Below are 12,825 nucleotides of genomic sequence, written 5' to 3' on the forward strand. Positions count from 1 at the left end.
AGACGTGGTCGGCCACGTCGCCGGCGGCGAACACGCCTTCGATGCTGGTCTGGGTGGCATTGCCTTCGCTGCCGCCGTGGATCCGCAGGTAGCCGTCGCGCATTTCCAGTTGGCCCTGGAACAGGTCGGTGTTCGGCTTGTGGCCGATGGCGATGAACACGCCGGCCAGCGACAGTTCGCTGGTGCTGCCGTCGATGGTGCTCTTCAGGCGTACGCCGGTGACGCCGCTGGCGTCGCCCAGCACCTCGTCCAGGGTGGTGTTCCAGTGCAGGCGCACGTTGCCGTTCTCGGCCTTGTCGAACAGCTTGTCCTGGAGGATTTTCTCCGAACGCAGCTTGTCGCGACGGTGGATCAGGTGGACTTCCTTGGCGATGTTGGCCAGGTACAGCGCTTCCTCGACGGCGGTATTGCCGCCGCCGACCACGCAGACCACCTGGTTGCGGTAGAAGAAGCCGTCGCAGGTGGCGCAGGCGGAAACGCCCTTGCCCATGAAGGCTTCTTCCGACGACATGCCCAGGTATTGCGCGGAGGCACCGGTGGCAATGATCAATGCATCGCAGGTATAAGTGCCACTATCGCCCTTCAGTGTGAAGGGGCGCTGTTGCAACTCGGCGGTGTGGATGTGGTCGTAGACGATCTCGGTGTCGAAACGCTCGGCGTGCTGCTGCATGCGGGTCATCAGCGCCGGGCCGGTAAGGCCTTCGACGTCGCCCGGCCAGTTGTCGACTTCGGTGGTGGTGGTCAGCTGGCCGCCTGGCTGGATGCCGGTGATCACCACTGGCTTGAGATTGGCGCGTGCGGCGTACACGGCGGCGGTATAGCCGGCCGGACCGGAGCCCAGGATGATGAGGCGCGAATGCTTGACTTCACTCATAAAAAGACTCCATAAGCCTTTGTCACATAAGAAAATGCGTGCTCCAATGGAGCCGCCTGAAGAGTTCTGCCGGCTATGCTACACCTATCCGCAAAAGGCCGGCAAAACCCCGGGGCCGGGATCAGCCACGCACGGATTGCCGCTGATTTCGGGTGTGATTTTTCAGAGTTTCCCTAAAGCCGTACAATAGGCGCGTTTTGACCAAGACAGCTTCTAAAGCACCAGCCGTGCGCAGGAAAAATAGCGATTTGAAGGATTCGACCACCGCGAGCCATGCCGCCGCATGGCGTCAGCAACTGCATTCCCGCCTGAAGGAAGGGGTCCTGATCGCGCTGGGCGCGCTCTGCCTCTACTTGTGGATGGCTCTGCTCACCTATGACCCGGCCGATCCGAGCTGGAGTCACTCGAGCCAGGTTGACCAGGTGCAGAATGCCGCCGGTCGGCTCGGTGCGGTATCCGCCGATATCCTGTTCATGACGCTCGGCTACTTCGCCTACCTCTTTCCGCTGTTGCTGGGCATCAAGACCTGGCAGGTATTCCGCCGCCGCAACCTGCCGTGGGAATGGAACACCTGGCTGTTTTCCTGGCGCCTGGTCGGGCTGATCTTCCTGATCCTGGCCGGCTCGGCACTGGCCTACATCCATTTCCACGCCAGCGGCCACATGCCGGCCAGCGCCTCGGCCGGCGGCGCCATCGGCCAGAGCCTGGGCCGCGTCGCGGTGGATGCGCTGAACGTGCAGGGCAGCACGCTGGTGTTCTTCGCCCTGTTCCTCTTCGGCCTGACGGTGTTCGCCGACCTCTCCTGGTTCAAGGTGATGGATGTCACCGGCAAGATCACCCTGGACTTCTTCGAACTGATCCAGAACGCCTTCAATCGCTGGATGGGCGCGCGCGCCGAGCGCAAGCAACTGGTCGCGCAACTGCGCGAGGTCGACGAGCGCGTCGCCGAGGTGGTGGCGCCGAGCGTGCCGGACCGCCGCGAACAGTCCAAGGCCAAGGAGCGCCTGCTGGAACGCGAAGAGGCCCTGGCCAAGCACATGAGCGAGCGGGAGAAGCGCCCGCCGCCGAAGATCGATCCGCCACCGCCGCCGAAGGCCCCGGAGCCGAGCAAGCGCGTGCTGAAAGAGAAGCAGGCGCCGCTGTTCGTCGATACGGCGGTGGAGGGCACCCTGCCGCCGCTGTCGCTGCTCGATCCGGCGGAAGTGAAGCAGAAGAGCTACTCGCCCGAGTCGCTGGAGGCGATGTCGCGCCTGCTGGAGATCAAGCTGAAGGAGTTCGGCGTCGAGGTCAGCGTGGATTCGGTGCATCCGGGCCCCGTGATCACCCGTTTCGAGATCCAGCCCGCGGCGGGGGTCAAGGTCAGCCGCATTTCCAACCTGGCCAAGGACCTGGCGCGCTCGCTGGCGGTGATCAGCGTGCGGGTGGTGGAAGTGATTCCCGGCAAGACCACCGTCGGCATCGAGATTCCCAACGAAGACCGGCAGATGGTGCGCTTCTCCGAAGTGCTGTCGTCGCCGGAGTACGACGAGCACAAGTCCACCGTGCCGCTGGCCCTGGGCCACGACATCGGCGGTCGGCCGATCATCACCGACCTGGCGAAGATGCCGCACCTGCTGGTGGCCGGTACCACCGGCTCCGGTAAGTCGGTGGGGGTCAACGCCATGCTCCTGTCGATCCTGTTCAAGTCCACGCCGAGCGAGGCGCGACTGATCATGATCGACCCGAAGATGCTCGAACTGTCGATCTACGAAGGGATCCCGCACCTGCTCTGCCCGGTGGTCACCGACATGAAGGAAGCCGCCAACGCCCTGCGCTGGAGCGTGGCGGAGATGGAGCGGCGCTACCGCCTGATGGCGGCCATGGGTGTGCGCAACCTGGCTGGCTTCAACCGCAAGGTGAAGGACGCCGAGGAGGCTGGCACGCCGCTGACCGACCCGCTGTTCCGTCGCGAAAGCCCGGACGACGAGCCGCCGCAGCTGAGCACCCTGCCGACCATCGTGGTGGTGGTCGACGAATTCGCCGACATGATGATGATCGTCGGCAAGAAGGTCGAGGAGCTTATCGCCCGTATCGCGCAGAAGGCGCGGGCGGCCGGTATCCACCTGATCCTGGCGACCCAGCGGCCGTCGGTGGACGTGATCACCGGCCTGATCAAGGCCAACATCCCGACCCGGATCGCCTTCCAGGTCTCCAGCAAGATCGACTCGCGCACCATCCTCGACCAGGGTGGCGCCGAACAACTTCTCGGCCACGGCGACATGCTCTACCTGCCGCCGGGCACAGGCCTGCCGATTCGCGTGCACGGCGCCTTCGTTTCCGACGACGAGGTGCACCGGGTGGTCGAGGCCTGGAAGCTGCGCGGCGCGCCCGACTACATCGAGGACATCCTCGCTGGCGTCGACGAAGGCGGCAGCGGTGGCGGTTCCTTCGATGGCGGCGACGGCTCCGGCGAAGGCAGCGAGGACGACCCGCTCTACGACGAGGCGGTACGTTTCGTCACCGAGAGTCGCCGGGCATCGATCTCCGCCGTGCAACGCAAGCTGAAGATCGGCTACAACCGCGCCGCGCGGATGATCGAGGCGATGGAGATGGCCGGCGTGGTCACCCCGATGAATACCAACGGCTCCCGCGAAGTCATCGCGCCGGCGCCGGTTCGTGATTGAACCCGACAGGTTTTAGAGGATTCCGATGCGACTGATCCGCACGTTGTTCGTTGCCGCCCTGGCCATGGGCGCTTCGCTGGCCCATGCCGACGACAGCGCCGCTGTCCAGCGCCTGACCGGCCTGCTGAACAAGGCCCAGACCCTGACCGCGCGTTTTTCCCAACTGACCCTGGACGGTAGCGGCACGCGCCTGCAGGAAACCGCCGGCCAACTGAGCCTGAAGCGGCCGGGACTGTTCCGCTGGCATACCGATGCGCCGAACGAGCAATTGCTCATTTCCAACGGCGAGAAGGTCTGGCTGTACGACCCGGACCTGGAGCAGGTGACCATCCAGAAGCTCGATCAGCGCCTGACCCAGACGCCGGCGCTGCTGCTCTCCGGCGACATCTCGAAGATCAGCGAAAGCTTCGCCATCACCTACAAGGAAGGCGGCAACGTAGTCGATTTCGTGCTCAAGCCGAAGACCAAGGACACCCTCTTCGACACCTTGCGCCTGTCGTTCCGCAGCGGCAAGGTGAACGACATGCAGATGATCGATGGCGTCGGCCAGCGCACCAACATCCTGTTCTTCGACGTGAAGATGAACGAGGCGCTGGATGCCAAGCAATTCACCTTCGACGTTCCGCCGGGCGTCGACGTGATCCAGGAGTAAGCGCAAGCCGTGGATCTGTTCCGCAGCGAGCCCGTCGCGCAGCCCCTGGCGGCACGGCTGAGGCCCGCAAACCTGGACGAGTACGTGGGGCAGGAACACCTGCTGGCCCGCGGCAAGCCCTTGCGCGAGGCGCTGGAGCAGGGCGCGCTGCACTCGATGATCTTCTGGGGCCCGCCGGGAGTCGGCAAGACCACCCTGGCGCGGCTGCTGGCGCAGGTGTCGGACGCCCATTTCGAGACCATTTCCGCGGTGCTGTCCGGGGTCAAGGAGATCCGCCAGGCGGTCGAGGTGGCCAAGCAGCACGCGGCGCAATACGGGCGCCGGACCATCCTGTTCGTCGATGAGGTGCACCGCTTCAACAAGAGCCAGCAGGATGCCTTCCTGCCCTATGTGGAAGACGGCACGCTGATCTTCATTGGCGCGACCACCGAGAACCCGTCCTTCGAGTTGAACAATGCGCTGCTTTCGCGGGCTCGCGTGTATGTCCTCAAGAGCCTCGACGAAGCCGCCCTGCGCAAGCTGGTGGGCCGTGCGCTGAACGAGGACAAGGGCCTCGGCAAGCGCAAGCTGAGGCTGCCGGAGGAGAGCTTCCAGGTTCTCCTGGCCGCCGCCGACGGCGATGGGCGGCGCCTGCTGAACCTGCTGGAGAACGCTGCCGACCTCGCCGAGGACGGCAGCGAGATCAGCCCCGAGCTGCTGCAGAATCTGCTCGGCGATACCCGCCGACGTTTCGACAAGGGCGGCGAGGCGTTCTACGACCAGATCAGCGCGCTGCACAAGTCGGTGCGCGGCTCCAATCCCGACGCGGCACTCTATTGGTTCGCGCGTATGCTCGACGGCGGCTGCGATCCCCTGTACATCGCCCGGCGGGTGGTGCGCATGGCCAGCGAGGAGGTTGGCAACGCCGATCCTCGCGCCCTCGGCCTATGCCTGTCGGCCTGGGACGTGCAGGAGCGCCTGGGCAGCCCCGAAGGCGAGCTGGCGGTGGCCCAGGCCATCGTCTACCTGGCCTGTGCGCCGAAGAGCAATGCGGTGTATAGCGCGTTCAACGCGGCGATGCGCGACGTCGCCGAAAGCGGCTCGCGGGAAGTGCCATTGCACTTGCGCAACGCGCCGACCAAATTGATGAAGAGCCTTGGCTATGGCGAGGAATACCGCTACGCCCACGACGAGCCGGATGCCTATGCCGCCGGAGAGGATTATTTCCCCGAGGATCTGGAGCCGCGGCGTTACTATCAACCGGTGCCGAGGGGCCTTGAACTGAAGATCCGCGACAAGCTGGAACACCTGGCCGAGCTGGATCGCACCAGTCCCCGCCAACGCAGAAAATCCTGAGCGGTATGGGCTCGGCGGAGCTAGCCAGGCTTCCGCGACGGCGTCGATGACGTCGCCGGGGCCGGCGAAGCGCCAGCCGGGCCACGAACCGCCGATAACCGACACGAGACGAGAAAAGAGCATGCTCGATCCCAAACTGGTACGCACCCAGCCGCAAGAAGTGGCTGCCCGCCTGGCCACCCGTGGCTTCCAACTGGATGTCGCACGCATCGAAGCGCTGGAAGAGCAGCGCAAGTCGGTACAGACCCGTACCGAGCAGCTGCAAGCCGAGCGCAACGCGCGTTCCAAGGCGATCGGCCAGGCCAAGCAGCGTGGCGAGGACATCGCGCCGCTGCTGGCCGATGTCGATCGCATGGGCTCCGAGCTGGAGGAAGGCAAGCGCCAGCTGGACGCCATCCAGGGCGAACTGGATGCCATGCTGCTGGGCATTCCCAACCTGCCGCACGAGTCGGTGCCGGTCGGTGCCGACGAGGACGCCAACGTCGAAGTGCGTCGCTGGGGCACGCCGAAGACCTTCGATTTCGAGGTCAAGGACCATGTCGCCCTCGGTGAACGGCACGGCTGGCTGGATTTCGAGACCGCTGCCAAGCTTTCCGGCGCGCGCTTCGCCCTCATGCGCGGCCCGATCGCCCGCCTGCATCGCGCCCTGGCGCAGTTCATGATCAACCTGCATACCGCCGAGCATGGCTACGAGGAGGCCTACACCCCCTATCTCGTCCAGGCTCCGGCGCTGCAGGGCACCGGCCAGTTGCCGAAGTTCGAGGAGGACCTGTTCAAGATCGGCCGCGACGGCGAAGCCGACCTCTACCTGATCCCGACCGCCGAGGTTTCGCTGACCAACATCGTCTCCGGGCAGATCCTCGACGCCAAGCAATTGCCGCTGAAGTTCGTCGCCCATACCCCGTGCTTCCGCAGCGAGGCCGGCGCCTCCGGGCGCGATACCCGTGGCATGATCCGCCAGCACCAGTTCGACAAGGTGGAGATGGTGCAGATCGTCGATCCGGCCACCTCCTACGAGGCGCTGGAAGGCCTGACCGCCAACGCCGAGCGCGTCCTGCAACTGCTCGAGCTGCCGTATCGGGTGCTGGCGCTGTGCACCGGCGACATGGGCTTCGGTGCGACCAAGACCTACGACCTGGAAGTCTGGGTTCCCAGCCAGGACAAGTACCGCGAGATTTCCTCCTGCTCCAACTGCGGCGACTTCCAGGCCCGGCGCATGCAGGCCCGCTACCGCAATCCGGAAACCGGCAAGCCCGAGCTGGTGCACACCCTCAACGGCTCCGGCCTGGCCGTCGGCCGTACCCTGGTGGCGGTACTGGAGAACTACCAGCAGGCGGACGGCTCGATCCGTGTGCCGGAAGTCCTCAAGCCCTACATGGCTGGCATCGAGGTGATCGGCTGACATGGATTTCCTGCCGCTGTTCCACTCCTTGCAAGGGCGCCTCGCGCTGGTGGTCGGTGGCGGCGAAGTCGCCCTGCGCAAGGCGCGCCTGTTGGCCGACGCCGGCGCGCGCCTGCGCGTGGTCGCGCCGCAGATCCACATCGAACTGCGGCATCTGGTGGAGCAGGGCGGCGGCGAGCTGCTCGAACGCGACTACCAGGACGGCGACCAGCCCGGCTGCGTCCTGATCATCGCCGCCACCGACGACGAACCGCTGAACGCCGAGGTGTCGCGAGCGGCCAATGCGCGCGGGATACCGGTCAACGTGGTGGACGCGCCGGCCCTGTGCAGCGTGATCTTCCCGGCCATCGTCGACCGTTCGCCGCTGGTGGTGGCGGTCTCCAGCGGCGGCGATGCGCCCGTGCTGGCGCGGCTGATCCGGGCCAAACTGGAAACCTGGATTCCCTCGACCTACGGGCAACTGGCCGGACTCGCCAGCCGCTTCCGCCACCGGGTCAAGGAATTGCTACCCGACCTGCAGCAGCGCCGGGTGTTCTGGGAAAACCTGTTCCAGGGCGAGATCGCCGAGCGTGTCCTGGCCGGCCGTCCGGCGGAAGCCGAGCGTCTCCTGGAGGAGCACCTGGCCGGCGGCCTCGCGCACATAGCCACGGGCGAGGTATATCTGGTCGGGGCCGGGCCGGGGGATCCGGACCTGCTGACGTTCCGTGCCCTGCGCCTGATGCAGCAGGCCGACGTGGTGCTCTACGATCGCCTGGTGGCGCCGTCGATCCTCGAATTATGCCGCCGCGATGCCGAACGCCTGTACGTCGGCAAGCGCCGCGCCGAACATGCGGTGCCGCAGGATCGGATCAACCGCCTGCTGGTGGAGCTGGCCAGCCAGGGCAAGCGCGTGCTGCGCCTGAAGGGTGGCGACCCGTTCATCTTCGGCCGCGGCGGTGAGGAAATCGACGAACTGGCTGCCCACGGCATACCTTTCCAGGTCGTGCCGGGAATCACCGCGGCCAGCGGCTGCGCGGCCTACGCCGGGATTCCACTGACTCATCGCGATCATGCGCAATCGGTTCGTTTCGTCACCGGTCATCTGAAGGACGGCACCACCGACCTGCCGTGGCAGGACCTGGTAGCGCCTGGCCAGACCCTGGTGTTCTACATGGGCCTGGTGGGATTGCCGGTGATCTGCGAGCAACTGGTCGCCCACGGTCGCTCCGCACAGACCCCGGCGGCGCTGATCCAGCAGGGGACCACCGCCCAGCAGCGGGTATTCACCGGAACCCTGGAAAACCTGCCGCAACTGGTGGCTGAGCACGAAGTGCATGCGCCGACCCTGGTGATCGTCGGCGAAGTCGTGCAACTGCGCGACAAGCTGGCCTGGTTCGAAGGCGCCCGCGAGGATGCCTGAGCCTTCAGCCTTCTCCCCAGATGCCCTTGCCGGGAAGTCGTTCCCGGCCTGGCGCGCGCGCCAGGTCGAGACGCGGGCCCAGCGGTACTATCCCGGTCGGGTTGATGGTGCGGTGGCTGGCGTAGTAGTGCCCCTTGATATGTTCGAAGTCCACTGTCTCGCCGATGCCCGGGCGTTGGTACAGCTCGCGCAACCAGCCGGAGAGATTCGGGTAGTCTTCGATGCGCCGCAGGTTGCACTTGAAGTGTCCGTGGTACACCGCATCGAAGCGCACCAGGGTGGTGAACAGGCGGATATCGGCCTCGGTCAGGTATTCGCCGGCCAGGTAGCGGCGTTCGCCGAGCAAGCCTTCCAGGTAGTCCAGCTCCTCGAACAACTGGACGAAGGCCTCCTCGTAGGCGTCCTGGCGAGTGGCGAAGCCAGCACGGTACACGCCGTTGTTGACCGCAGGATAGATGCGTCCGTTGAGGCGTTCGATCTCCTCGCGCAGCGGCTCCGGGTAGAAGTCCAGCGCGTTGGCGCCGATGGCGTCGAAGGCGCTGTTGAAGATGCGGACGATATCGGCTGATTCGTTGTTGACGATCTTCTGCGCCCGCTTGTCCCACAGCAGCGGCACCGTGACCCGGCCGCTGTAGTGCGGGTCGTCGCGGGTATAGCGCTGGTGCAGAAAGGCCAGGCCGTCGAGGCGATCGCCAGTGGAGCCGTGGGCGGGGTCGAAGGTCCAGCCGTTCTCGCGCATCAGCCAACTGACCACCGAAACATCCACCAGCGACTCCAGCCCCTTCAGCTTGCGCACGATCAGGGTCCGATGGGCCCAGGGGCAGGCCAGCGAGACATAGAGATGGTAGCGCCCGCCCTCGGCGGGGAACGCCGGCTCGCCCAGCCAATGGCGGCGCTGGGCGTTTTCGCGCTGGAAGCGGCCGTCTTTCTGTGTGTCATACCACTGGTCGTGCCAGCGGCCATCGATCAACTGTCCCATGAGCGGGTTCCTCCATACGTCGTTGGAGGAACAGTCTAGTGTCGGTTGATCGATAAATTTATATAAATAAAGGGCTATTCGTATCGATCAGATCGATTCGTTTCGGGTCGCCCAGTAGTGTGCGGCTTCCTTGAAGGCTTCTTCGCGATTCTTGCCAAGGGCCCGTAGCGCCAGGGCCATGCTGGAGAGCACCGCCAGGTGGCCATAGGCGTCGCCTTCGCGGCCGTCCCAGACGGCCCGAAGGAAACCCGGGTCGAGCTGTTCCGGCTTCATGTGCCGGTGCGTCGACAATGCCGGCCATTCCTCGTCCCAGGCTTCGCCCTGGTCGCAACCATACAGGTGGGCGACGACGTCCGGGTTGACTTCGACCTCGCCGCCTTCGCCCTTGATGACGATGGCCCGGTCGCCGAGCAGGCGGCTGGCCTCGCGGTGGGTTTCCTGGTAACCGGGGTGGAAGATGCTCTGCAGGATGCAATCCGCATTCAGGGGGTTGAGCAGGCGAACCAGCGAATGGATCGGCGAGCGCAGACCGAGGGTATTGCGCAGATCGATCATACGTTGCAGCACCGGCATCCAGGCGCCGAGCGGAATGAACGCCAGGTGGCCGCGCTCCAGGGCCTGTTCTACCTGCAGCCAGTCGTGGCAGAGCGGGATCTCCAGCGCCGCCAGCAACTGTTCGCTGTACAGGCGTCCGGCGGTATGCGCGCCGCCGCCGTGCATGAGGATGCGCACGCCATGGCCGGCCAGGCACTTGGCGGCCAGCAGGTACCAGGGCAGGTGGCGCTTCTTGCCGGCGTAACTGGGCCAGTCGAGGTCGACGCGCAAGGACGGGACTTGCAGGCGCTCGCGCACCGCCTCGGTGAAACCGGCCAGTTCCTCGCTGCTTTCCTCCTTGTGCCGCAGGAGCATGAGGAAGGCGCCCAACTGGGTGTCCTCGACCCTGCCGTCGAGGATCATGCCGAGGGCCTCGCGGGCTTCCTCCCGGGTCAGGCTGCGCGCTCCGCGCTTGCCTTTGCCGAGGATGCGGACGAACTGGGCGAACGGATGTTCGGCGGGAGTCGAGAGAGTCATAGACAGTTGCTCGGTTTCGGCAGGCCGGCCAGCTTCGCGCCAAGCTTGGCCGGGGCGCCCTTGAACAGGTGGTTGAGGTGCAGGCTGTTGCCCTTGTCCGGACCCAGTCGCTGGGCGACGTACTTGATCAGCGGGCGGTTGGCCGGAGACAGCTGGAACTTCGCATAGAACTCGCGGAGCAGTTGGAGAATCTCCCAGTGCTCGGCGGTCAGGGCCAGCTCCTCGCGGGCGGCCAGGGCTTCCGCCACCGGCTCCGACCAATCGTCGAGAGCGGCGAGGTAGCCGTCCTTGTCCAGCCGGATTTCCCGGCCTTCCAGCGTAAGGAGCGTCATAGCCAACTGTTGACCTTGTCGAAGCGGGTGGCGAGTTCGACGAAGCCGGGGTAGTCCACCGCCACCAGGCGAGCGGGGACGTCCTCGATACCGCGCGCCTGGAGGTCTTCCAGCAGGGCGAACAGTTCGATTTCCGCCGGCATCAGTTCCAGGGCCTGGCAGGCGTGGCTGCCGGCCAGCAAGGCGTGCACGGCGTCGCCGCAGAGCAGCAGGCCGTCGCCGGGGTTGAGCAGGTACAGGCAACTGCCCAGGCGGCCGTCATTGAACGGCGAGCGGGACAGTACGTGGAGGGTCGTGGCCATCAGAGGGTAATCACCTGGTCGTAGCGTTGCAGCAGGTCGCGCAGGGCCTGGTCGTCGAGCACCTCGACCGCGAGGGCCAGGCGCTCTTCAGCCAGGCCACGCTCGCGCAGGCTGCGGGCCGAGACGTAGAGGTCGTCCACGCCGAACATCGGCAGGGCCTGCAGGTTGGCCTGCAGGTCCTTCTGCTGCAGGTGCGCAGGATGCTGGCCGGGAGCCAGCTGGAACGCGCCGTCGTCGAGGAACAGCATGCCGACCGGTAGATCGAAGGCGCCGCCGGCCAGGGCTATGTCCAGCGCCTCGCGGGCGCTCGGGCCGGACCAGGGCGACTGGCGGCTGATGATCAGCAGCGACTGGCTCATCGGTCGCCTCCGAAGCAGACCAGGCGGTCCGCGCTTTGCGCCGCCTCGTGCAACTGGCCGAGTCCGGACAGTTCCCATGGTGCGCCAAGGTTGGCGCCGGGACGGCCGTAGCGTTCGGCTTCCTCGGCGTTCAGCACGCCGCGGCGAAGGGCGGCGGCGATGCAGACCACGGCGTCCAGGCCGTTGCGCTCGACCAACTCGCGCCAGGCGGCGGGCAGGTCGAACTCGTCCTGGCCGCTCACGACGTTGGCCGAGGCGCTGTGCACGCCGTCCTGGTAGAAGAACAGGCGGACGATTTCGTGTCCGCCGGCCAGCGCGGCTTCGCTGAAGCGCAGCGCGCGGCGGGCGGCGGGGGAGTGGGGAGGGTCGAATAGGGCGATGGCGAATTTCATGCTGCGATACGCGAAGGATTTCTTCGAATGATAAACCAATGCCTGTGTTTTGCCGGTCCGCAAATGAAAAAGCCCGTCGCGGGGACGGGCTTTTTCGGAGGCGCTTTCTATCAGTCGTCGCCGCCGGCGATGCCGAAGATCTGCAACAGGCTGATGAACAGGTTGTAGATCGACACGTACAGGCTGATGGTGGCCATGATGTAGTTGCGTTCGCCGCCGTGGATGATCGCGCTGGTCTGGTAGAGGATCATCGCCGAGGAGAACAGGACGAAGCCGGCGCTGATCGCCAGTTGCAGGCCGCTGATCTGGAAGAACAGCGATACCAGCACGGCGCCCAGCAGGACGAAGAAGCCGGCGGTGATGAAGCCGGACAGGAAGCTCATGTCCTTGCGGGTGGTCAGCACATAGGCGGACAGGCCGAAGAACACCAGGGCGGTCATGGCGAACGCCGAAGTGATGACGCTGCCGCCGTTGGGCAGGCCGAGGTACATGTTGAGGATCGGGCCGAGCGTGTAGCCCATGAAGCCGGTCAGGGCGAAGGTGCTGACCAGCCCCCAGGCGCTGTTGCGCAGCTTCACGGTAAGGAAGAACAGGCCGTAGAAGCCAATCAGCACCACGAACACGTTCGGATAGGGCAGGCGCATCTGCTGCGAAACGTAGGCCACCAGGCCGCTGAAGGCCAGGGTGAGTGCCAGCAGGCCGTAGGTATTGCGCAGAACGCCGCTGACTTCACGCTGTTCCGCGACGGCGGAGTTCAGCTGATATTGCTGTTCTTGCATGGTGTGGGTACTCCTTAACGGGAACGGGTCCATGACGTACTGATGGGCATGATAGCAAAGCCTCTGCCAGGGCCAATCGATAGAGTTTGACAGTGTGTTGCTATCCGGTACTATGGCGCCCCGCGATGCGGAGGTGTGGCCGAGTGGTTTAAGGCAACGGTCTTGAAAACCGTCGAAGGGGAGACTCTTCCGTGAGTTCGAATCTCACCGCCTCCGCCATATCCGCGTACTGAAAAGCCCCGCTGAGCGGGGCTTTTGCATTTTCGGGGCGCCGCTCTTCCGCACT

13 protein-coding genes and 1 tRNA gene are annotated in these 12,825 nt (G+C 65.4%); 6 read left to right on the forward strand and 8 right to left on the reverse strand.

The window, feature by feature from the left end; genetic code table 11:
- Nucleotides 1-874 (reverse strand): thioredoxin-disulfide reductase (trxB, locus tag HMPREF2716_RS16955; protein WP_034068669.1); only part of this gene is annotated, 874 nt, incomplete at its 3' end.
- Nucleotides 875-1,101: 227 nt separating this feature from the next.
- Here trxB and ftsK point away from each other — a divergent pair.
- The 5 genes from ftsK (at nt 1,102) to cysG (ending at nt 8,325) form a co-directional block, all read left to right on the forward strand.
- On the forward strand, nt 1,102-3,537 hold the full coding sequence (gene ftsK / locus HMPREF2716_RS16960) for a DNA translocase FtsK (protein WP_003119977.1): 2,436 nt from the start codon (nt 1,102-1,104) through the stop codon (nt 3,535-3,537).
- A 25-nt stretch (nt 3,538-3,562) separates the two neighbouring features.
- Complete coding sequence (gene lolA / locus HMPREF2716_RS16965; RefSeq protein ID WP_003090414.1) at nt 3,563-4,189, forward strand: outer membrane lipoprotein periplasmic chaperone LolA; 627 nt, start codon at nt 3,563-3,565, stop codon at nt 4,187-4,189.
- A 9-nt stretch (nt 4,190-4,198) separates the two neighbouring features.
- Complete coding sequence (locus HMPREF2716_RS16970; protein ID WP_003097632.1) at nt 4,199-5,524, forward strand: replication-associated recombination protein A; 1,326 nt, start codon at nt 4,199-4,201, stop codon at nt 5,522-5,524.
- A gap of 121 nt (nt 5,525-5,645) precedes the next feature.
- Nucleotides 5,646-6,926: a serine--tRNA ligase gene (serS, locus tag HMPREF2716_RS16975; RefSeq protein ID WP_003097631.1), complete on the forward strand. Its 1,281-nt coding sequence runs from the start codon at nt 5,646-5,648 to the stop codon at nt 6,924-6,926.
- A gap of 1 nt (nt 6,927) precedes the next feature.
- Nucleotides 6,928-8,325 carry a siroheme synthase CysG gene (gene cysG, locus HMPREF2716_RS16980; RefSeq protein WP_003160439.1) on the forward strand — a complete coding sequence of 466 codons (1,398 nt, stop codon included), beginning with the start codon at nt 6,928-6,930 and terminating at the stop codon, nt 8,323-8,325.
- A 4-nt stretch (nt 8,326-8,329) separates the two neighbouring features.
- On the opposite strand, the gene HMPREF2716_RS16985 is transcribed toward cysG, so the two are convergent.
- The 7 genes from HMPREF2716_RS16985 to HMPREF2716_RS17015 form a co-directional block, all read right to left on the reverse strand.
- A complete protein-coding gene (locus tag HMPREF2716_RS16985; RefSeq protein ID WP_003108775.1) occupies nt 8,330-9,304 on the reverse strand; it encodes a glutathione S-transferase family protein in 975 nt (324 codons plus the stop codon).
- A gap of 87 nt (nt 9,305-9,391) precedes the next feature.
- The gene (locus HMPREF2716_RS16990; protein WP_009314043.1) at nt 9,392-10,375 is read right to left on the reverse strand and encodes a glycosyl transferase family protein; all 984 of its coding nucleotides are present in this window, start codon (nt 10,373-10,375) and stop codon (nt 9,392-9,394) included.
- Nucleotides 10,372-10,707, reverse strand: coding sequence for a TusE/DsrC/DsvC family sulfur relay protein (locus HMPREF2716_RS16995; protein WP_021264897.1), 336 nt, complete (start codon nt 10,705-10,707; stop codon nt 10,372-10,374). The genes HMPREF2716_RS16990 and HMPREF2716_RS16995 overlap by 4 nt, the downstream gene beginning before the upstream one ends.
- Nucleotides 10,704-11,009: a sulfurtransferase complex subunit TusB gene (gene tusB / locus HMPREF2716_RS17000; protein ID WP_003090391.1), complete on the reverse strand. Its 306-nt coding sequence runs from the start codon at nt 11,007-11,009 to the stop codon at nt 10,704-10,706. Before tusB ends, HMPREF2716_RS16995 begins: the two co-directional genes overlap by 4 nt.
- The gene (gene tusC, locus HMPREF2716_RS17005) at nt 11,009-11,368 is read right to left on the reverse strand and encodes a sulfurtransferase complex subunit TusC (protein ID WP_003090389.1); all 360 of its coding nucleotides are present in this window, start codon (nt 11,366-11,368) and stop codon (nt 11,009-11,011) included. Before tusC ends, tusB begins: the two co-directional genes overlap by 1 nt.
- Nucleotides 11,365-11,760, reverse strand: coding sequence for a sulfurtransferase complex subunit TusD (tusD, locus tag HMPREF2716_RS17010; RefSeq protein ID WP_003090387.1), 396 nt, complete (start codon nt 11,758-11,760; stop codon nt 11,365-11,367). The genes tusC and tusD overlap by 4 nt, the downstream gene beginning before the upstream one ends.
- Before the next feature lie 110 nt (nt 11,761-11,870).
- Nucleotides 11,871-12,539 (reverse strand): Bax inhibitor-1/YccA family protein, encoded by a 669-nt coding sequence (locus tag HMPREF2716_RS17015; RefSeq protein WP_003090386.1) that lies wholly within the window; start codon nt 12,537-12,539, stop codon nt 11,871-11,873.
- 129 nt (nt 12,540-12,668) lie between these two features.
- Here HMPREF2716_RS17015 and HMPREF2716_RS17020 point away from each other — a divergent pair.
- A tRNA-Ser gene (locus tag HMPREF2716_RS17020) sits at nt 12,669-12,758 on the forward strand.
- Nucleotides 12,759-12,825 lie beyond the last annotated feature (67 nt).

This window comes from Pseudomonas sp. HMSC076A11, from assembly GCF_001810205.1.
Classification (GTDB): Bacteria; Pseudomonadota; Gammaproteobacteria; order Pseudomonadales; family Pseudomonadaceae; genus Pseudomonas; species Pseudomonas aeruginosa.